18 protein-coding genes are annotated in these 21342 nt (G+C 49.7%); 9 read left to right on the top strand and 9 right to left on the bottom strand.

What is annotated here, in order from left to right; translation table 11 throughout:
* Window positions 1-83 precede the first annotated feature (83 nt).
* Window positions 84-1505 carry a putrescine aminotransferase gene (locus tag EL645_RS06480; RefSeq protein ID WP_126549264.1) on the top strand — a complete coding sequence of 474 codons (1422 nt, stop codon included), beginning with the start codon at window positions 84-86 and terminating at the stop codon, window positions 1503-1505.
* 97 nt (window positions 1506-1602) lie between these two features.
* On the opposite strand, the gene EL645_RS06475 is transcribed toward EL645_RS06480, so the two are convergent.
* Together EL645_RS06475 and EL645_RS06470 are read right to left on the bottom strand one after the other, a co-directional pair.
* Complete coding sequence (locus tag EL645_RS06475) at window positions 1603-2397, bottom strand: uroporphyrinogen decarboxylase family protein (protein WP_126549263.1); 795 nt, start codon at window positions 2395-2397, stop codon at window positions 1603-1605.
* Between the two features lie 179 nt (window positions 2398-2576).
* Window positions 2577-2849, bottom strand: coding sequence for a hypothetical protein (locus EL645_RS06470; protein WP_126549262.1), 273 nt, complete (start codon window positions 2847-2849; stop codon window positions 2577-2579).
* 448 nt (window positions 2850-3297) lie between these two features.
* On the opposite strand from EL645_RS06470, the gene ade reads away from it, so the two are divergent.
* Genes ade through EL645_RS06450 form a run of 4 tightly spaced genes read left to right on the top strand, consistent with a single transcriptional unit; the run spans window position 3298 to window position 8980 of the window.
* Window positions 3298-5043: an adenine deaminase gene (gene ade / locus EL645_RS06465; RefSeq protein ID WP_126549261.1), complete on the top strand. Its 1746-nt coding sequence runs from the start codon at window positions 3298-3300 to the stop codon at window positions 5041-5043.
* Window positions 5044-5048: 5 nt separating this feature from the next.
* The gene (locus EL645_RS06460) at window positions 5049-5825 is read left to right on the top strand and encodes an FAD binding domain-containing protein (protein WP_161977176.1); all 777 of its coding nucleotides are present in this window, start codon (window positions 5049-5051) and stop codon (window positions 5823-5825) included.
* On the top strand, window positions 5768-6016 hold the full coding sequence (locus tag EL645_RS06455) for an FAD binding domain-containing protein (protein WP_126549259.1): 249 nt from the start codon (window positions 5768-5770) through the stop codon (window positions 6014-6016). The genes EL645_RS06460 and EL645_RS06455 overlap by 58 nt, the downstream gene beginning before the upstream one ends.
* Complete coding sequence (locus EL645_RS06450; RefSeq protein ID WP_126549258.1) at window positions 6017-8980, top strand: molybdopterin-dependent oxidoreductase; 2964 nt, start codon at window positions 6017-6019, stop codon at window positions 8978-8980.
* A gap of 92 nt (window positions 8981-9072) precedes the next feature.
* Here the strand turns inward: EL645_RS06450 and EL645_RS06445 are convergent, their stop codons facing one another.
* From EL645_RS06445 to EL645_RS06435, 4 genes are read right to left on the bottom strand one after another with little or no spacing between them, the layout of a single operon-like run.
* Window positions 9073-10284 carry an outer membrane protein assembly factor BamB family protein gene (locus EL645_RS06445; RefSeq protein ID WP_126549257.1) on the bottom strand — a complete coding sequence of 404 codons (1212 nt, stop codon included), beginning with the start codon at window positions 10282-10284 and terminating at the stop codon, window positions 9073-9075.
* A complete protein-coding gene (locus EL645_RS06440; RefSeq protein ID WP_126549256.1) occupies window positions 10275-10811 on the bottom strand; it encodes a hypothetical protein in 537 nt (178 codons plus the stop codon). Before EL645_RS06440 ends, EL645_RS06445 begins: the two co-directional genes overlap by 10 nt.
* Window positions 10812-10833: 22 nt before the next feature.
* Window positions 10834-10923, bottom strand: a complete 90-nt coding sequence (locus tag EL645_RS46320) for a hypothetical protein (RefSeq protein ID WP_503827011.1) — start codon at window positions 10921-10923, stop codon at window positions 10834-10836.
* Between the two features lie 11 nt (window positions 10924-10934).
* Window positions 10935-11360, bottom strand: a complete 426-nt coding sequence (locus EL645_RS06435) for an RNA polymerase sigma factor (protein WP_246035294.1) — start codon at window positions 11358-11360, stop codon at window positions 10935-10937.
* Between the two features lie 771 nt (window positions 11361-12131).
* Here EL645_RS06435 and EL645_RS06425 point away from each other — a divergent pair.
* Together EL645_RS06425 and EL645_RS06420 are read left to right on the top strand one after the other, a co-directional pair.
* The gene (locus tag EL645_RS06425; protein WP_126549254.1) at window positions 12132-13073 is read left to right on the top strand and encodes a hypothetical protein; all 942 of its coding nucleotides are present in this window, start codon (window positions 12132-12134) and stop codon (window positions 13071-13073) included.
* Between the two features lie 392 nt (window positions 13074-13465).
* A complete protein-coding gene (locus EL645_RS06420) occupies window positions 13466-15442 on the top strand; it encodes a serine/threonine-protein kinase (protein ID WP_126549253.1) in 1977 nt (658 codons plus the stop codon).
* A 17-nt stretch (window positions 15443-15459) separates the two neighbouring features.
* Here the strand turns inward: EL645_RS06420 and EL645_RS06415 are convergent, their stop codons facing one another.
* Both EL645_RS06415 and EL645_RS06410 read right to left on the bottom strand, forming a co-directional pair.
* Window positions 15460-16119 (bottom strand): response regulator transcription factor, encoded by a 660-nt coding sequence (locus EL645_RS06415; protein ID WP_161977174.1) that lies wholly within the window; start codon window positions 16117-16119, stop codon window positions 15460-15462.
* An 18-nt stretch (window positions 16120-16137) separates the two neighbouring features.
* Complete coding sequence (locus EL645_RS06410) at window positions 16138-18078, bottom strand: sensor histidine kinase (RefSeq protein WP_126549252.1); 1941 nt, start codon at window positions 18076-18078, stop codon at window positions 16138-16140.
* A 597-nt stretch (window positions 18079-18675) separates the two neighbouring features.
* Here EL645_RS06410 and EL645_RS06405 point away from each other — a divergent pair.
* A complete protein-coding gene (locus EL645_RS06405) occupies window positions 18676-19101 on the top strand; it encodes a hypothetical protein (protein WP_126549251.1) in 426 nt (141 codons plus the stop codon).
* Between the two features lie 531 nt (window positions 19102-19632).
* Window positions 19633-20628, top strand: coding sequence for a tyrosine-type recombinase/integrase (locus tag EL645_RS06400; RefSeq protein ID WP_161977173.1), 996 nt, complete (start codon window positions 19633-19635; stop codon window positions 20626-20628).
* 67 nt (window positions 20629-20695) lie between these two features.
* Here the strand turns inward: EL645_RS06400 and EL645_RS06395 are convergent, their stop codons facing one another.
* On the bottom strand, window positions 20696-21286 hold the full coding sequence (locus tag EL645_RS06395; protein WP_126549249.1) for a hypothetical protein: 591 nt from the start codon (window positions 21284-21286) through the stop codon (window positions 20696-20698).
* Window positions 21287-21342 lie beyond the last annotated feature (56 nt).

Here is a 21342-nt window from a genome sequence, read left to right as displayed (position 1 = left end):
CGAGTATTGATGTGCTGTCAGATGTATGCGGATCGACTGTGGAATAGTTGTTTGCTTCTGCCGCATTTCCGGAAAGGATTTTTATGAGTTCCGATGGTTTACTAAAGGCCCTTAATGATTCCCAGCGCTATCTAGATGTTGTACACAAACCACAGCTTGGTAAGAGCGAGGCTGAATGGCTGGTCGAGACCACTGTTGAAAATTTTGCCAAATACTATAATAGTGGTTTTATCGAGTATCGCAAATCAGTGGCTGAGGCGGGTGACTTTGCCTCTGTCGAGTGGACAGGGCGTGGTGCAACCTTCAGAGATGTCATGGGTAAGGAGTATATAGACTGCCTGGGGGGCTTTGGCCTCTTTAACCTGGGCTGGGCTCATCCTAAAGTCATTGGGGCCGTACAGGCGCAGTTACAGAAAAGCCCATTGCCGACGCAAGAACTCCTTGATCCATTACGTGGTATGCTGGCCCATCTGCTGGCTGAGATTACTCCTGGTGATATTCAATATAGTTTCTTTGTTGCCAGTGGTACCGAAGCGGTTGAAGGTGCGATGAAAGTTGCCAAGCTCTACACGCGCAAGAGTGGCTTTATTGCAGCTGTACGTGGTTTCCATGGAAAAACGACAGGTTCCCTCTCCTTGACTGGTAAATCTATCTTCCGCCGTCCGGCTATGCCGCTCCACAATAACATCTATCACGTCCCCTTTGGTGATGCTGACGCGGTTGAACAACAACTGCGCATCGCCCGTGAAGTTGGTAATGATATTGCTGCAGTTGTCATGGAGCCCATTCAGGGTGAAGCAGGCGCTATTGTCCCGCCCGATGATTTCTGGCCCCGTTTACGTCAATTGTGTGACGAGTATGAGGTCCTGCTGATTGCTGATGAGGTCCAGACTGGCCTGGGAAGAACAGGAAAATTGTGGGGCGTAGAGCATTGGGATGTCGCACCAGATATCATCACCTCTGCCAAGGCGCTGGGTGGTGGTGTTATGCCGGTTGGTGCTTTCATGGCTACCCCCAAAATCTGGAGCGTCTTTAACAGTAATCCCTTTATTCATACCTCGACGACCGGTGGTAATCCATTAGCCTGTGCCGCCGCTATCGCTGCCATCAACGTTACACTTGAAGAAAATCTGGTTGAGCAGGCGGCTGTAAAGGGCGAGTACTTCATGCGGCAGTTAAAAGATATCGCCGCTCGTCATCAAGACATTTATACTGATATCACTGGCAAAGGTTTGTTAATCGGACAACATTTTGTAAATGATGATATTGGTTATGAAATTGCCTCTGGCCTGTTCAAGCGCGGCGTCTTGATCTCAGGTACGCTGAATAACTCACGAGTTATTCGTGTTGAGCCTCCACTGGTAATAACCATGGATGAGATCGATACTGTCTTGAATCGTCTGGAAGATACCATTCAAGCGTTGCATACCTCGGTATCGGGCTCCGGTGTGGAACTACCCACAGTTACACTGACGCCTTCTACCCAGGATCATATAGTAGCTTGAGCGCTATCTATGCGCACATAAAGGCCCGGCAGGATTGGGAGCTGTTTTCTCCTGGCCCTGCCGGGCTTTTTGTTGCCATATGTCTGAGTGCTGATGATTAGTGTAGTTGATCAAGCAACCTGCGCGTGATATGTAAAGTTTCTTCCGCAACATCATCTGGAAGCGAGCAGCCGTTAGCCAGGATATGGCGTCTGCCCTGTGTCTGGGCCAGTGCACCAATCATCTCATTCTCAATCTCGGTCTCGCTGCCATGGGTAATGGGCCCGCGTTCCCAGAGCCCACCCATCAGGCATTTATCGGTCATGCTTATGGCTTCGCCCAGGCTAGGACCGGTCAGGCGATCGCTCCAACTGAGCACAGAGACCGGATAATCATTGAATAGATCGAAGTAGATCTGATCTCCAGACTGGCTGGGATCGGCATGGATGTGGACGATATTGAGCCAGCCAGCCTGAGCCCCTTTGAGTGCTTCCAGATCATAGGGGCGACCAAAGCGCAGATATTCTTCACGCGTAAAGTCAGCGTTGGTTGCTCCCATGCAAGAGAAAAAGATACCGCTGGCCCCTGCCTCGATGGCGGCTGTCATCAAGGTCTGTAGATTGGCCGCTACTATAGCCAGGCCCGCCTCGACTGACTCTGGATGCAGGCGTGCACCCTCGATGACCCGCTGTTTGCCACTAAAATCGGCGCCCATAAAATTGAAAAGATAGGTAAGTGGGCTAAACAGGGTCAGGATGAGTGGATAATCAGTCCCCAGTTGTTGGCGCAGGCTGCGAATACAGAGTAGTTGTTCTTGAAATGCGGGTGTCTCCAGGTCCAGGTGAGGTAAATGTTGGAATTGAGTCACATCGCTTAGCGCCTCCTCCGGTTCGGGATACGGCAGATCAGGCATAATCTTAATGATGTCCAGATCAAATTTGCGCTTGAAAAACTCAAATGTTGCTGTTGCCAGCTGCTCACCCGATCCCTCTGGTCGGAAATGGTGCCAGAAGCACAGCGGGACCCGATCAACGGGCTCCCCCGTAAAGCGGCATGTACCCGTTCTGCGGGGTTCATCGTCATAGACATATACTATAGGTCTCCTTCTTCGGGAAATTCCTGATAGTCTGAATGCTCAATACGAATAATACGGGGTTCAGTATCTGGCAAACGTTTTTCGCGTGGAGCAGACTCTCTGGATGTCAGCCCTTGTGAATAGCGCGTTTTATCAAACTCGGAGCGTTCATGGACCATATTGGTCAAAAGCTTATCGCACCAGTTGGCAAGGATGGCACCCGCGATCGCACCACCGGTCAGGGCCACGATCTTCACAATCGCGCTACCAACAGAATTGTTATTTTCCATCGAAATTTCCTTTCGTTATGTGCATAGCGATGCCCGTAATGATCTGCCGTTCAATCGTATGAGCGAAGCCTGAGACATTTCTTTCCTCAACAACGCCTGAGCCAGTGGCAGCGGAGCTAGCCGCGTCCAGGCGGCGTTTCTGATTGCTTTTTAATAGCTTGCTATACAAGTATACGTTAGAGAACACCCGAAGGATTGATTTGTGGCACCCGGTTGGCTATTTGTGATCTACTAGAATGAAATTTGGTACTGAAGACACCCATAATGGTTATCTGATCGATAGAAATTATAGGAAAAGTACATCTATGTGTTAAAATCTGCTACTGAGTTCGATACAATGAAGCTACAATCAGTAGGAATGTATTGTGGAGTGTGGGGATAGGGGAATAGATACAGTGAATATTGTGGGGCTTTCAAAAACAATTTTTGAGGCAGAAGTGAGGATATAATGGATGAATTGCGAAGACGTATCCGGGTGGCGCGTGGTGAGGAACCGGCGGATCTGTTGCTACGCAATGCGCAACTGGTGAATGTTTGTAGTGGTGAGTATTATCAAGCCGATGTAGCGATTGTAGATGGTATCGTGGTAAGCGTAATGCCTCATCAGGATGGAGCAAACCCGGGCCATCCCGCTCGCGAGGTTCGTGATTTGCAGGGCCGCTGGTTAGCACCTGCCCTGATCGATGGCCATATGCATATTGAAAGCACCATGCTGACCCTGGCTGAGTTTGCTCGCCTGGTCGTTCCACGCGGCGTCACTACAGTGATGTTGGATCCCCATGAGTTCGCCAATGTGTTAGGCCTGGATGGGATTCGCTATGTTTTAGAGTCAGGACAGGGCTTGCCGCTCTCTTCCTATGTTATGCTTTCATCCTGTGTTCCGGCATCGGATTTTGAGAGTCCTTATCGAACTTTACTGGCCGAAGACCTCTTACAATTGCTAGATGAAGAGCAGGTCCTGGGATTGGCTGAGATGATGAATGTCCCGGGCGTGTTGTCTGCTGATCCCCAGGTACTGGCTAAGATCCAGAGCACCTTACAGCATCGTCTGGTTGTCGATGGGCATGCTCCTGGTGTCAATGGCAGCGACCTGAATGCCTATGCCGCGGCAGGCATCCAGTCTGACCATGAGTGTACCACGGCTGAAGAGGCACGGCAGCGTATTCGTCTGGGGTTATGGTTAATGATACGTGAAGGTTCGGCGGCCCAGAATCTGGACGCTCTGTTGCCGATTGTGCAAGAATTGCATCCACCCAGAGTATTTTTTGTCACCGATGATCGCGATCCCCTGGATATTATGACGCGTGGGCACATCGATTCTATGGTGCGGCAGGCCATAGAGCGAGGCTTAGAGCCAGTAGAAGCCATTCGCCTGGCCTCATTCAATACAGCCCAATATTTTGGTTTACAGAACCGTGGCGCCATCGCTCCAGGCTATATCGCGGACCTGCTTATCCTGGATGATCTGAAAAAGTTTCAGGTTGCAGAGGTTTATAAAGATGGAGTGCTGGTAGCTCAGGCTGGCCGGTTGATCCCTGATATTGCCCAGGAAGCTTCAAGTATCGCGGGCATCACCGGAACTGTACATATCGGTAAGGTAACCGAAGCTGATCTGCGTATCGCAGGTAAGCCCGGACTGGTAGAGGTTATTGGTATTGAGCCGGGACAGATCATCACCAGGCACCTCCAGGAGGAGGCACCGTTACGGGATGGTGAGCTTGTCGCTGATCCCGCGCGCGACCTGTTGAAACTGGTAGTGATTGAGCGACACCATGCCAGTGGACGTGTCGGCCTTGGACTCGTCAAAGGCTTTGGTCTTCAAAAGGGAGCCATTGCCTCAAGTGTTGCTCACGATGCTCACAATATAGTAATTGCGGGCGCGAGTGATAGTGATATTTTGCAAGCCGCGTATGCCCTGGAAGAGATGGGTGGAGGTTTCGTCTGCGTTGTAGACGGTCAGGTGAGAGCGCGTGTACCACTGCCGATTGGCGGCCTGGTCTCGCCCTTGCCCGCCGCTGAAGTGGTCCAGCAGTTACGTGCATTAGATGCAGAGGCTGCTAACCTTGGATGTTCACTTGAGCATCCCTGTATGACACTCAGCTTCCTCTCACTTTCTGTCATCCCGTCCCTTAAATTGACGGATCAAGGCTTAATCGATGTTGAAACCTTCACTCGCATCCCCCTACAAAGGTAATGCGTATGCTACTTGAGCTGATTGAATATCATTGGGCAGAGGATATCGATGATGTCCTTCTCTTGCTTGGCCGTCTTGACGTCAAGACTGTGCCCCTGGCTGGCGGAACATATCTCCTGGGTTTACAGGATGATAGTATCGAGGCTGTGGTAGATCTGCGCGATCTGGAGCTGGCCTTTATTTCTGAAGATACACGTGGCGTGCATATTGGTGCTATGACCACGTTGCAGCAGATTGTCGAGGCCCCGTTGTTAAGGGATTTCGCGACTGGCCTATTGGCGCGTGCGGCCCATGCCTCTTCATCTTCCCGCTTAATACGCAATAGTGCCACCATTGGTGGGACCGTAGCGGCCGGGCGTGCTTCGCAAGCTGATTTATTGACGGCCCTGGTGGCTATGGATGCAGAAGTTTTGGTGCGCTCAGGATCAAAAACACAGATAGATCTGAGCGGTGGTACTGAGGAACGTCCCGGGCTGGCCCTATCGGGAGTGGTCTATAAAGGAAAGCAGGAACGTCGTATTCCCTGTAGTGAGGTGGGTATAGAGCGTCGCCCGAGTGAGCTGATTATTGAGGTTGTGATACCACGCCCATCCTTGAGTAGTGGGACCTCACTGATGCGCGTCAGCCGTACGCCGGCGGACGTGGCCCTGTTAAATGCCGCCGCCCTGGTTGAGATTGAAGGAAATGCCTATCGCAAAGTTCGCCTGGCCATGGGGGGGCCTCAATGGATCCTATCCGTCTGCATGCGGTTGAGCGCCTGCTTGAAGGGACACCCGTTATGAATCCTCTCAATAGCCAGAAACTTCTTACTACCTTGCAAGAAGGTATGGCCACGTTCCGCCCACCAGCTGATATACGGGCCAGTAGTAGTTATCGGCGTGTGAGTGGCATGGGTTTAGCGTATCGCGCGCTTGAAGAAGCAATGAACGTAGCCAGCTGGCGCAGCATGGTGTCATCTGAAAGAGGAAGCTAGATGGAACTCGAATTACGTATCAATGGGGTCGTTGAGGGACTGGATGTGGCCCCCAACGAGTCGCTACTCACATTATTGCGTCGTCAGGGCTATACCAGTGTCAAGCATGGCTGTGAAACGGGTGAGTGTGGGGCCTGTACCGTCCTGGTAGATGGCGTTCCGCGTCCAAGTTGTGTCATGCTGGCGGCCCAGGTAGGTGGGTGCACCCTTTCTACGGTAGAGAGTCTTGGCAGTTCAGAGAAACTCCATCCTTTACAGGCGGCTTTTACTGAACTGGGAGCGGCCGGTTGTGGTTTCTGTACCTCTGGGATGTTGCTTTCTGCCCACGCCCTCTTGCAGAAAAATCCCTCCCCTTCAGAATCTGAGGTACGCGACGCGCTTTCTGGTAACCTCTGCCGCTGTACCGGTTATGTTAAACCTGTACAGGCTGTTATGCGTGCCTCGACCATGTTGCGCGGTGAGAAGGTCGAGCCCCTGGCTCATCATACGATTAGCGCTGAAGAGCAGCCAGCCGTTGTTACTGATGGCCAGAGCGAGAAGCAGCCTGCTTTACAAGCCAGTGGCGTCGCTTCAACCAGTGGTGCAGTCACAACCAAGATACCAGCGATCACGTCTCAGATGATGGCTGCTACGCCGCCGACAGTTGTACCGGCTCCCCGGCCCTCCTTGCAGGTTATTGGGATCGCCGCTCCGGCGCGTAATGCTAGCCGGGCTACTACTGGCAAAACAAAATTTGCCGCCGATTTTCAACTGCGTCAGCTGGCTTATGCACGTATTTTAACCAGCCCTCATGCGCATGCCGTGATTCGTTCTATTGATGTTTCAGCGGCCAAAGCCCTACCCGGAGTGCTATCCGTATTGACCTATAAAGATGTGCCACGTATTGCTTATTCAAGTATTGAACGTTCAGCTGGCGAAGAGCAATTAGCGGATCAATATTGTCTGGATTACGTTGTGCGCTATGTAGGAGATCGCGTCGCGGCTGTGGTGGCGGAGACCGCTGAGGTCGCGGACCAGGCCCTCAAGTTGATCTCAGTTGAATATGAGGCGCAGCCAGCTATCCTGGATCAACGCCAGGCTCTGGCCTCGGGTGCTGTACGGGTGCACGCTGAGCGCGAGTCACGGGGTATTCTAGATGGGGTTCGCAATATTGCAGCTCGCATCCGGAGTGAGGTTGGCGATGTCGAGCAAGGCTTTGCCGCCGCCGACCAGGTAATCGAGACTGAATATATTGTGCCACCAACCCAGCAGGCTCCCCTGGAGAGACATAGCGTTCTAACTTATTTTGATGAAGATGATTCCCTGATTGTACGTACCAATAGTCAGATTGCGCACTATATTCGCCGCACCCTGGCACAGGTTATCGGCTTGCCGATGCGACGCATTCGGGTTGAGCAGCCGGAGATTGGCGGTAACCTTGGACTGCGCCAGCATATAGAGGGCGAAGATCTATGCGCGCTATTAACGATGGCTACCAAACGCCCCGTTCTACTTGAGTATTCGCGGGCTGAAGAATTCCGTAGTAACCATACGCGCCAGCAATATATTTTGCGCATGAAAACTGGCGTGCGCCGCGATGGAAAGATTCTGGCCAGCCAGATGGTGGTGCTGGCCGATACAGGCGCCTATGCGACCCATCCTTTGACAGCCCACGCCCATACCATCAATGCCCTTGCCCTCTATCCATCTCCCAACATGCGTTTCCTGGCCGAGGTCCTGTATACCAACCACGCCCCTGCCAGTACATCCCAGGCCTATGAGTTGCAGCATGAATTTTTCGCGCTCGAAAGCCATATGGATGAAGTGGCGCGCCAATTGAGGATAGATGCCCTGGCCCTGCGGCGCAAGAACTGGCTCCAGACTGGGGACCGCTATCCACTGCCCGCCGCCGTTGGTGGGACCCGTGAAAACAATGCTCTGGTTGATAGCTGTGGGTTACCAACCTGTTTGCGGGTAGTAGAAGAGAAGCTGGAGTGGAAAAAACGGCGCGGCAGCCGCAGCAATGATCGTTATCGCCATGGCGTTGGCTTAGCCCTCTCTTTTTATGGCGATCCAGGTATCGCAGGTGGGACCAGTGGGGCCACCATTAAGTTGAATGAGGATGGTTCATTTGATCTTTTCTGTGGGCGTGGTGAAAATGGTACCCAGCTGCAAACCTATCTGACCCAGATTGCGGCCGAGGTACTGGGCGTTTCCACGCTTGATATCCTCCTCCGTGCCTCGGATACCAGCTCCTCTCCTTTTGAGAGCGAGGTCAACGACGTATCGGCATTTTATATGAATGGTAACGTGGTTAAGCGCGCCGCCGAGCAGATTCGCCGCCAGATCTTAATGGTGGCCGGGCGTATGTTGAGCGTGATGCCCGAAAACCTTAAAATAAATAATGGCATCATCAAGGGTGCGCAAGGGAACCAGTTAACGCTCGCCCAGGTAGCAACCCATGCTATGTATAATGAGGGCCGGCAACTGATGACCAACTCATCCTGGAAGGCTCAATCCATTCCAATGACCTTTGCCGCCCAGGGTGTCGAGGTTGAGGTAGATGTAGAGACCGGAAGTATCCGCGTCGTCAAGGTTATCACTGCCGTTGATGCCGGCCATCCTGTCAATCCCTCTCTCTTCGAGACGCAGCTTGCCGGAGATGTTACCCTGGCCCTTGGTCGCAGTATGAGCGAAGAAATGTTCTATGATCAGGATGGGGTACCACTCATCAATAACTGGCTGGATTCACACATCTTCAGCTCCTTTGAGATGCCTGAGTTGCAGCACTATCTGGTAGAGTCGGAGGATAACACTGATCTGTTTGGAGCCAAAGCGGTTACCGGAATTGCCCTCTATGGTATTGCTCCGGCCATCGCCAATGCCATCCTGGATGCCGCCGATATCCATATCAGGCAGATGCCTTTTACGCCTGAGCGCATCCTGCGTGCCATCCACGCCTACATGTCCCGGCAGACCAGCTAACGCCAGCAAACTATCGTAGACTACAAACAGTGGAAAGCTCAGCCTCGTTTCAAAGGCTGAGCTTTCCACTGTTTATGCATCGGGATTGATTGTTAAGGCTCAATCGTGCCGGTATACACGCGGCCACCATCTATCTTCATTTTGTCCAGGGCTGTCGATGCACCTATTGCCTGCCAGAGTACACTGCCATCTTTTGTGCTGAGGGCAGAAAGTTTATGATCCGGGCCAACCCCATAGATCACGCCATTATGCAGTTCGAACGGACTAATACCATCGATATTTTTATTCCATAGCTCGTTGCCTGTGGCTGCATCATAGGCATGGAGTATATCAGGTGTTTGTTCGACTCCCTGTACAGAGGTTGACGATTGTTGTAAGTATAAAACATTATTTTCGACGAGCGGTGTGGCAAAGGGTGAACCAATATGATTCTGCCACTTGATAGTCCCGCTCTGGGTATCTAGCGCAAAGAAGGTATAGTTCGTATCTATACCACCAGGGCCTGTGCCCGCACTTAAATTTTGGGCACCAAGATACAGCATATTATTCGCCAGTGTAGGATCACCAATGTTGTATTGAGCGCTTAAATTCTGCGTCCAGATCTGCTGTCCAGTGTGTGCGTTGTAAGCATAGGCATAGGCCGCATAATTGGTAGTGGTGTGACTACCTGCATGGGATGATCCGGTATAAATGATGTTGTTGGATACTATAGGGGCCGAGAAAATTTGTGAGGCATCAATGCTACTGGTCCAGATGCCTTTGCCATTTTGAGCATTTAAGGCAAACAAGGTTTTATGAATAGAGCCATACACTACATTGTTGACCACCACTAATTGATGGGCAGTGTAGCGGGTACCATCGACCATCGCTTTATCCTCTACTTCGTGCACCCACAATATTTTGCCCGTATTGGCATTCAGTGCTGTGATTCGGCCTCCTTCATTTTCAAGATAGAGTACACCGTTGGCAAAGGTAGGTGTGGCCAGTGCGGTATAGCTGATGGTATTATCTATATACTTCTGGTTTGCTGGAAGCGGCTGGTTCATCTGCTTATACATATCTCGCATTGCAGGCGTAATCGATATGCGCTGAACTTGGGTATCGGATGGCATCGTGACTTGCCAGAGTGTGTGGCCGTTTGTGCTGTCAATGGCATAGACAATTTGATCTGTGCTGGTACCAGAAGCCATGGCGGTAATATAAATGACGCTTCCCACTGCCACGGGAGTTGTTGTGCTGCTATTGCCCAGCACATGTGTCCAGACCACTTTGTGTGTCTTAAGATCTATCTTCTTTAGCGGCATGTTATCACCGGTTGCGATCGCTGTAATATAAGCACCCGGATCGGAAACATTTGTCTTGAGTGGTGATGGGTTGGAATAACTCTGGTAGTAGTATTACTGGCGACATGGGACTTGTTTTTGTTGCTATTGACTTGCATAATATTGAAGACGATGAGCATGCTGGCTACTAGTGCCAGTACACAGGTAGTGGTTAGAAAAAGACTTACTTTTTTGCGCTTAGAGTTGCCTTGAGAGGGGGATATTTGTTGCATGTCAATTATCCTATTCTTTCCCGCATAATGTTGTTGTTGGGTGGACAGTTGGGAATCCTCAAGCAATGCATGCACCGCATGTTTTTTATACTCCTGGCTCTCTCGTAAGCGATTCCAGACGTTTTGTAATGTTTGCTGATGTCTTTGGTTATCACCTTGATAGTATTGTTGTAGATCATTGACGAGATACGCATCATCGGAATTCAAAAGTTTTGGATATTGCTGTATGTACTCATCTACTTGTTCGGGTGCTAGATGATCTTGATGCTCAGACATACAAATAACTCCTTTCGACTTGCTATCTTTTGTAGATGGTACGAAGCGCTTTCAGGGTGCGCGAGAGTAGCATGCGTATCGCTCCCTCACTCTTATTGAGGAGGGGAGCCATTTCTGCGCAGGTCAGGCCATGCCCAAAGCCAGCATCAATAGTTCCTGTTGCTTGTCTGGTAATTCGCTTAGAACCTGGTATAGCTGTGCATACTCTTCTTGTTTGAGTGCGACCTGCTCCGGAGCCAGGTCGTCGCGCTCATAGATCGTTTCCGTTACCTGTTTAAGAGGGACACTAGGGCGACGAGTAAAACGTCGGTAGTGATCAGCTACCTTATTGCGGGCCACCCGCCAGAGAAAAGCCTGCTGCTCATTGGCTTCCATTGACCAGAACTGTTCTCGCTCAAGCGTGACCAGAAATACCTCTAATAAGATATCTTCCGCGTCTTCGCTGGACTTTATCTGACGATATATATAAGCCAGCAGGGCCGATGCATGGCGTTGGTAGAGTAGAGCTGCTGGTGTCTTCTCAACAAAGACGTCTTGTTTTTGTTGCATTTTTTTCTCGCTTTATTTGAGATCTCGCATATATATCGCAAGAGCTTAAAGAACGTAACGCTGGTAGTTATAGCGGCTATTATGCGCAACGATAGACCTCTCTTGCCAGTAGAGAGCGCAGAAAGATCACGAGCAAGCGAGAAGAGGTCCATTCTTTTCTGTGTGGAGTGTGTGTGGTCGGCGGCCGCAGCCGCCGACCACACACACTCCACACTCCCAACCCGGCGCCGCAGGCGCCAAAGACGAACATGAAAAAGCCCTGCTCCATTGCCATGGAGGATGTGGCTCAGGTTAGTACTTCTGCCTGCATGAAAAAATTTTGCTGGCTAGAAATCTGCAAAAATTGTAGCAAGAAAATACACTTTTTTGTCGATACATTTATATGTAAAAAGCTTTCTCGCGTAACGAATATAATAAATAGAGACTACGTGATCCTTACTCTTGCCGATTAACGAAAATGCTGGTCATGGTATACACAAAAAAGATATATTGACCGAATTTGCAGGACAGGATCATACACATTGAGGCAATTTGATACAACAGAGCATCGGGCCAGATATGGTTCCTCAAGCCCGGGGATGGTGACCAGGTATTGTCAGTTGTCCGTGTAGTACCCTTATTTTTATTGATAGTGCTTACTGTCATTCCCTGCTATAATGCGTGTGGTAAGACTAGTTTAGATTGGAGTCGCTCATGGCTCGTCGTTTTCATCCGAAAAGCACGCCAAAAGAAAATTTACATATCTTTTTTCGCTCTATACCATGGAAATTAATGGTAATCTTGCCTATCATGGTACTACTTGCGGTTCCTACATTTATCTATGGCGCCCATGCAGGAAGCGGAATCCTACCATCTGTGACTAATATGTTTTATACGTTGTCAAATGTCTCCAATTTGCCGACCCCCACGCCTCTGCCGGCCTTTTTGACAACACTGCCACAGGTAGGTTCGATTAAATATACCATTGGAGAGGGTGATAACTGTGATGCCGTTCTGGCTTATCGCATGCATATGTATAGCGCCAGCCAGGTGTTTAGTGACGCAAATCCCAACACGGTTAAGCAATTAAGCCAGGATCTGGGGCAAGATTGCCATCGCTTGCAGCCAGGTATGGTCCTGACCCTATCACCGCAATATCCATTGGTCGCCCTGGGTGGGGTACTCCTGAAAATAGATGCTGCCACCGCACGCCAGGTCCTGCCAACGCCCTTAATTAAAGTACAATCGCAAGAGGATTATACCCCTGATTGTTCCAAGGGATGTCAGTTGACCGTGCGTATCACATCCAATGTCACCGTGAAGCTAATTGTGCAAACCTCTCTCTCGTTGCATCCTGGAGCCTGGATCTGGACCCAGGCCATGTTACCACGTAAGACTGTGCCAGGCTTTAATAACTACCCCTATGCAGATCCAGCCGCCAGCTTCAATGGCATGATCTTACGGGCCTGTGATTTTCAAGCCAACGATACGCACGATGATAACTCAACTCCTTGTAGTCAACTGGACCCAAACACCATTGATACAGATGGTGGTGCCTGGCTGCTCGGTGTCACCGGTTCAAATTCTCTCGATCACTGGCACTACAAATTTCACGCTCCCACTGGTACACAGATTATGGTCTGGTTAGAGAGCGACAACGGTGTCTTACACTACCATCCCGGCGATCCAGTCTATCGCTATGATGTATTATCGCAGCTATACGTAAAACTGTAACTGGAATCAATCCGCCAGAGATACGCATCCTGCATTGAGAAAATGACTGCTGCGTGATATAGTGAGGCATACACTTGTGTAGGACAAGGTATGCTTCACTTGTGTATGTATCTCAATCTTTTGTACAATGCCGGCCTATCCCCTTCATCTCCATACAGGCACCGTGAGGGGCGCATCAGGATGGTAGATGTGCGACCACACCTGGATGTATTACGTATATACTACTGACCTTCTGACTCTCTTTATTTTTATGCTCAAATTTCGTTGTATCTTTTTATAGAGGATTTTGAGAGACAGCAACGAAACGCTTATAAGATCGTTTTATATCTTGTGTGTATCAATAGAACAGAAGCAGTTTCTATCTGCTTGCTTTTTGGGTATTGGAGTAATGTATGGCAGATCTGGAGGGGAGAACCCTCGATCGGTATGAATTACAGCAGCTCACGGGGCGTGGTGGTATGGCAGAAGTTTATCTGGCATATGATCCTCACTTCGAACGCGAAGTTGCTGTAAAAGTGTTTAAGCGCGAGGATGAAGATCTACTGAGGCGCTTTATTCGTGAAGCCCAGCTGATGGCGTCCCTTCATAATCCGCATCTTATGCCAGTCTATGATACCGGGACCTGTCGCATTGATGGAATGAACGTGTACTATATTGTCATGCCTTATATGGATGGTGGCACGCTACGTACACGTATCCGCCGCTCTTCCATTTCTCTTAAACAGGCATGTAGCTATCTACGTGATATCGCTGATGCATTGGATTACATGCATGAGCAGGGTATTATTCATCGTGATATTAAATCTTCTAATGTGTTGTTAGATGCTGATGGGCGCTGCTATCTGGCAGATTTTGGCATTGCCCGTACCGCGAGCGAGTCTACCCAACTGACGAGCACAGGCAATGTGTTGGGAACCGTTGATTATATTGCGCCAGAATTGTTCGAGTCGAACTACCGGGCAGATGCACGCAGTGATTATTATTCCCTTGGTGTGTTGCTGTATGAAATGGTGACCGGCCACCTGCCATTTGTGGCGGAAAATCAGATCGCGGTCGTCGCGATGCATGTGAATAAGGTGCCCCCATCCCCGCGCAATTATGTCCCCAACCTCTCTCCAGCGGTTGAAGCCGTCATTCTCAGAGCATTAGAGAAGAAACCGGAATTGCGCTATGAGACCGCGACCGCATTGGCCAATGCTTTTTGCAAGGCCACCACGGCACGAGCTACCGCGAAAGTGCCAGTAACCAACGTTCAACAACAGCAGAGCGGGGCACTTACCCCGTCAACCAGGCAGGCAGTACCGCCTCCCGCTTCTTACCCAAGGGCGACACGACCTACACCGGTTGTCAACTCACAGGAGAATGGTAACTACGGACACGTCTCTGGATATTATCCGGCCCAGGCCCCATTTTATCCGCCGCCGACGCCACAAAAAAATACTACGGCGCGCACCCAGGGCTGGATTGTGACCATGATCTCTATTATTATTCTATTGATTATCGCCATCCCTGTTTCCTATGCCGTCATGACAACCATCAATCGTCCTAAAGCCATGGTCACACCGGAGCCCACGGCTACGCCGAATCTGCAATCGACGTCTCAGGCAGCCACCTCTACCGCTGTGCAGCAGGCAAATGGGAGCGCGACCGCTGTGGCCCAGGCGACGGCGACTGTGCAGGCTAAAGCGACGGTAACCGCTAATGAGAAGAAGCAGGCGACGGCGACCGCCCAGGCCCAGGTAACAGCCACCGCTCAGGCCAAAGCCAGTGCCACTGCGGGCGTCATCCAAACGGCTACCGCTGCCAATCCACTGTATACGGATGCTTTGAATAATAAAGATAATGCGGATACGCAGGCCGCGCAGTGGGATAGCGATCTAACAACCTGTTCTTTCCAGGGCGATGGTTATCATGTTAATGCTGATCAACTCAATACCTTTGCCAAATGTCACGAAGCGGGTAAGCAATTCCAGAATTTTGCCGTTCAGGTGGATATGTCGATTCAGAGTGGACACTCAGGTGGGCTCTTCTTCCGTATGAATGTCGGACCTTTGCAAGGTTATCTTTTCGAGGTCGATAATAAAGGGAATTATAAGATCTCCGTCTCTAAGAATTATGATCTGGGCTCGATGACTGTCTTGCGCGATTGGGCCGCCTCCTCAGCTTTGAAGACCGGAACCGACAAAAATCGCCTGCAGGTGATTGCGCGTGGCGGAACGCTCTTATTCTATATTAATGGCGTGTATCAGCCTGATCCCATTCAGGATACTACATTCAATGGAGGCGATATTGGCTTCCTTGCGGCCTGGGACAAAGGCGATAAGACCAGTGTGGTATATAGTAATCTAAGTGTCTATCCGCTCACGTGAACGGATAGACACTTAGATTACTGGGCTTTTGGCTGGGTGAGTTTATGTTCAACTGCATAGGCCGCCGCTTCACTACGGCGCGCGAGTCCAAGTTTTTCCAGAATGTGGCTGACATGGTTGCGCGCAGTTTTCTCACTTAAGTAAAGGGCTTCGGCGATCTGCTTATTGGTATAACCACGGGCAACCAGGGCAAGGACCTCACGTTCACGATCGGTCAAGCCATCGGCTGGCGTCGCTTCGTTATGATTAGCCAGATTTGTCATCTGGGCGATCGCCTTTTTGGCTGCTTCAGTCTTGAGCAAGGATTGTCCACTTGCGACCTGCCGGACTGCTTTAAGCAGCTCTACGCGACTGACATTTTTGAGCAGGTAGCCGCTGGCCCCTGCCATGATTGAAGCTGTAACTGCCTCATCATCGGGATAAGAGGTGATCATTAAGACCGAAACCTGTGGATATTGACTGCGGATCTCACGGCAGGCTTCAATTCCTCCCATTTTCTCCATTCGCACATCCATGAGTATAACTTCAGGCATAAAGACATTGATTTTGGCCAGAGCCTCGGCCCCGTTACCTGCTTCCCCGACAACATTAATGTCTGATTCCAGTTCAAATGCAGCACGCATGCCGAGGCGTACCACCTCGTGATCGTCAACTATCATAAGACGAATTTTGGCCATGTGAAACTCCTTTTCAGGCTAAAGTGGTATGCTGGCACGGACTATGGTGCCGCCGGTTGGTTGGGGTAAGATTGCGAATTGACCTCCGAGCTCAGTAGTGCGCTCCTGCATTCCTCTTATGCCGTGGCCCGAGAGGATATGTGGTTCTTCATTCGGCGGCTGTGAATCTTGTGCCCCGTGTATGGAAAATCCATGTCCATCATCACAGATATCCACTTCAATGCGATTGGGTTGATAGCGTATAAAGACATCGAGCCGGGTGGCCCCAGCATGCTTATAGGCATTCGTTAAGGCTTCTTGCACAATGCGGAAGAATGTTGTACCGATCTGAGCATAGCGGCGTGAATGACGGCGTGGCTCGTCATAGATATCATCAGCACCTTCGACGTGTAATTGCGTAGGAAGATCACTGATAGCCTGAAACTCACTGAGCTGATTGCCCAACATCTGTGTCAGTGTAGTAGTACCGCTCATTAAGGGCTTGAGCGAAAACATATAGTTCCGTGTCTCCCAGAGTGCTTGTTTGGAGATGGTAACCATCTTACCCAGGCGTTCCGCCAGGGGAATGAGCAGCTCGGCATCTTCTTCTGAGGCCTCAATGATGCGCTGTGCCTGTGCTTCACACGTCTCTGCTTGCAGGCTCAGCATATATGTCAGTTGAGCAATACCATCATGGATCTCGCGCGCAATGCGACCACGCTCAGCGTCCGCTGCCAGCTGGACAGTCTGTTCGGCCAGCCTGATATTATCCAGTGCCACCAGCAACTGCGTACCAGCAATAGTCAGAAACTTCTCATGTTGAGCCTTAAAAGGCGTCATACGCAGGCTTTCAGCGCCCAACACCAGCTGAACATGATCGTCCTTACGCAGAAGTAGATACAGACGCGCAATACCCTGGTTCTTACCTTCCAGGGATTCGAACGTAAGCAATTTCTGTTTGGTTCGCAGCACCTTCTGTATCAGTTGCGAGCTACGATCTGGTAGCTGATCGGTTGGCACTATTGTTTCTGTGCAGGTTAGCATGGGGGCGAGATGAAGGGGAAGCTTGATTGGATGTTCATCATCGTATGAAAATTCAATTAAAGCGATCGTCAGGCGATCGAAGCGTCCTCTCTGAATAGGTCCGATACTGCGCTGCAATAGCTCATTGCGATCACCTGTACTCTTCAATAGCGTTTCGCCGATATGGACCAGCGCTGCCTGCGTGCGTGCATTCTCGCGCTCTTGCCGTTTACTGCGCGCATAGTTTTCTAGAAGGTTGGAGAGATATGCGACCAGGATAGCTACAATTGGTGTATCGACGAGTGAGCCCACAATATCGACGGCATTGGGCGTATAGCTGGTCGATCCGGGCGCGTGTATCACCATGCCCAGCAGCGCGAATAGATCGTAGCCCAGGGCCGCCAGTAAGCCGCCTTGATAGCGGAAAGCGGAGGCTGCGGCAAAGACCGTTGACATCCCATAGCGATAGAAAGGAGAACCAAGGCCAAAGGGAGGATTTGAGAATGGGCCGCTATAATACATGACAAGGCCACAAATAATTACATCCATTCCATAGATCGCAATATTCCAATAATGATTGCGCGTCTGGGCGAAAGGAGGAAGCAATTCCGCCTCACCCTCTTCGTCCGTTTGTTGATGGCGTAATTGTTCCTGTTCTCTAGTCTGACGAGAAGCAGTTGTTAATAAGCGTGGAAAAAGGATCTGTAGAACGGGAGCGTAGAGTGTGACAATTAAGGTTTCAATAAATGTGATAATTAATAAAAAGGCCGCCATTGAGCCATAATTGATATTGTTTGTATCAACATAGCTGGGATGGGAGAAGACAATCACTATTAATGCATAAAGCCACATGCTCCAGCGCCAGACCAGAAAGAAATAGCTGGGAATAACGCGGAGTCGTCGCAGGGTTGCGCGCGGCACGTTACTGGCCCGAAAAAATTTTCCTGATTGACCCATGACATCTGCCGCCTTTATTATTTAAACACGTTGTGCCTATTTCTGATGATCCTATCAATTATGCCTTGTTTTAAGTATTGAGTCAATGCAGAAGAGCTTGTTTGTTTCTTGAAATTGGAATATCGGCTGGGATTCTGATTGTTATAAGTAGGGACATAGGAATTCTTTACTATGCGATCAGATGGGGTGTAGCTGCCCGGAGGCTGATCAGTAGAGGCGAAAATAGTTGAGGCGTGGTGGCGCGTAGCAAGCTACTAGCAAGCAGTATTTCTGATCGTTTATAAAAGTTTTCCACTCAGTATACATGTTCCAAATTTGTATTCATTGAAAAGAAATATAGAGCATGGACGTATAATCATTATAGATATACATGGATGAAAAAGCATGGGATTACCAGATTCCAGTAGTGCCAGACATCCATATACACTGTATTAATGTGAAAGTCAAAAGAAACCCTCATCTGCTCTTGAGTTACAACGAAAAACGGGGTATCATAAGACAGTTAGGAGTAAGAGTTTACGTATATCCTGAAAAAGGTCTTCAGGGACGAAGATATGAGATTCAGGTGTCACCACCAAAAATTTATGGAGGTGCTAAGTGGGATCAAAACAAGCTAACAAGCCAGCGGGTCGTCAGATTGCAATTCTGAATGATTTGGGGAATCGGCCACTGCGCGTCCGACCAGTACGTTATATGGGTCGTGAGTGGTGGGCTATTGATTCTGAAGACATTTGGCCCGGCATGGTAATGGACCTGCGGCGCCTGGGATTTGAGTCGGTAGCTATGGACGAGAATGTCTTAGTGCGAGAGGGCTCTCCCGAGCCCGAAATGCAGATGGAAGGCCCAAATGCATTAAATGGTTTGAAGCCTTTTCCAGCCATTCATCCGACAATCCAAATTCGGCGCGAGTCCTATTTAACTGACTATTCATACTCGGACCTGGAATATCTCGACGAAGACGACGATTTCGAGGATGATGACGATGAGTGGGAAGCTGAAGATCTGGATGCTGCACGTGAGTAATTGCAGGTCTTTTTTATATATATAACATAGTATGCATAACCGCATGCTCACAACATCCCGGGCTTTTTCATGTTCGTCCAGAGATCACGAGCAAGCGATAAGAGGTACATTATTTCAGGAGTGGTGTGTATGGTGGGCGGCTGTGGCCGCTCACCATACACACTCCACCCTCCCAACCCGGCGCCGCAGGCGCCACAGAGGAACATGAAAAAGCCCTGCGCAACACCTTCCAGTGGTTCCTGGAAGGTGTTTTATTTTTGTTGCTATCTCCGTCGTTAGCTATTCTTTGCAGAAATGATGCTTTTCTATACACAAAGAAGTATTCTGAAAGAAAAAGAGATACTTTGCCATCTCCTCATCTTCTGCTATAATGAAATGCATAAGCATGTCATATGAGGTAGCAATAGAATGTTGATGGATGTGCGTGTCGAGATGTTTTCCTGCAATCATCTGGAAATGTCAGGAGCATCACCGCATACGTCTCCATGATAAAAATTGCGGATGGAATATATAGAGCAGCGAGGAGCTAAAATGCAGAAGGATTCTGAGCAGGAAAAACAGCCTATCGCGGTGCAGACCGAAGAGATGCCTATCGAACAGGATAACCTTTTCGGAACTCCAATTGTGCTTGATGATCAATACGTGGCGTCCCCACCTGAACATATGTCTGCCCTGACAGATCAAACCAGCCTGGCCGCCTGCGCCGATCCGTATCGTCAAGAGTTGATGTTGCGCGGCAAATCCAATTATACCGTGACATGCTTTCTTTCGGATTTAAAGATGCTGGTGGATTTTCTGGGTGCTGATATTCCCGTTGGTCGTATTACTAAAGAGAATGTGACCGATTGGCTGATGAAACTGAAGTTTGGAACTCCAGGCATGACTCCGGCGCCAAAGACTATGGCTCGGCGTGTTACATTCCTAAAAAACTTCTTTAACTGGCTTGAGCGTGAGCATATTATTCGCGAGAATCCTGCTGCCAGCCTGACTTTGGAGCGTCCACAACCACCGCTACCAGAGTTACTATCGGATGAGGAAGTGTTGCATCTGATGGAGGCGGCGCAAGAGGATGCGCGCTGCCACTGCTTGGTCTATCTTATTTTACGAGCTGGCCTGAAAAAAGAAGAGGTGATGGGACTCAAGGTTCATCACATAGATCTCATTGATGTCCATAATCCTCTGGTCTCGATCCGCTTTGCGGCTTCCACCAACAAACAACATCGCGAGCGTCGTATCGCCTTGCCAGCCGAGTTTACTGAGATCTTCCGCCGCTATCTGCAGAGCTATCATGTGACAGATGTTGTCTTTCCGTGTACAGATCGTAATTTGAACTACATCCTGGCGCGGGCCGTGCGGGCCGCGAATATTAAGAAGCGCGTCACTTTGCAACTGTTACGCGACACCTTTGCGGTGCAACAGCTGCGTGATGGCACCTCTTTAGATGGTCTGCGAGAAAAACTGGGCCTGTCTGATGAAGCCTGGTTAGAATCAAAAGAGAAGTATCGCCGTCTGGCATTTCCTAAATAGGGCATATGCAGTAAGAAAAAGCCCTTCTTCAGAAAAAGCTTTTCTTACTGCATTTTTCTTGCCTGCATTAATAGTGCTGTGGTGGGACCGTCATGTGTTGTGGTGGTTGTGATGAGGTAACCACAAAACGCGTAGCCTTACGCTTTATAACCCTATTTAAGAGTATGACATTGACAATAATTGCCCCAACCGCTAGAGGTCCCAGACAAATCAATCCAATGCCAAGCGTAAAGATGGTTCCTAGAATAATCAAAGGCCAGTAAAACAAGAAGCTGCATACCAGTAATACGGCTCCCGTTGTCGTTTCGCGTGCCATGAGCCAACCCACACCGAAAATACCGAACAAGGACAGAATAATTTCCGCTACCAGCGGGGTATTATTTTCCTGGGTGACTGTGAACGTATTTGGATTAATTCCGGGCGCATAGGTCGTAAAGGCCGCCTGATATACCGGTGGCTGTTGATAGGGTGGGGGTGAGGCTGAATAGCCATTATTGTAGGGAGGATGAGTGCCATGGCCAGGGCCCTGTGAAGCCGGTGGAACAAAATCTGGTCGCCGTTGCTGAGCAGGCGACTCCATTTCATGCGGCGGATATACGCCATAGGAGGTATGTGGTTGTTCATTGCTTGCTTGCTGTTTAATATTGCTCCCACACACCGGGCATATCCTGGTTGTAGCTGCTATTTCTTTTCCGCAACGTTCACAAAACATAG

Origin of the sequence: Dictyobacter kobayashii (assembly GCF_003967555.1) — a bacterium.
Classification (GTDB): Bacteria; Chloroflexota; Ktedonobacteria; order Ktedonobacterales; family Ktedonobacteraceae; genus Dictyobacter; species Dictyobacter kobayashii.
This window is presented reverse-complemented; position numbering and strand designations above follow the sequence as displayed.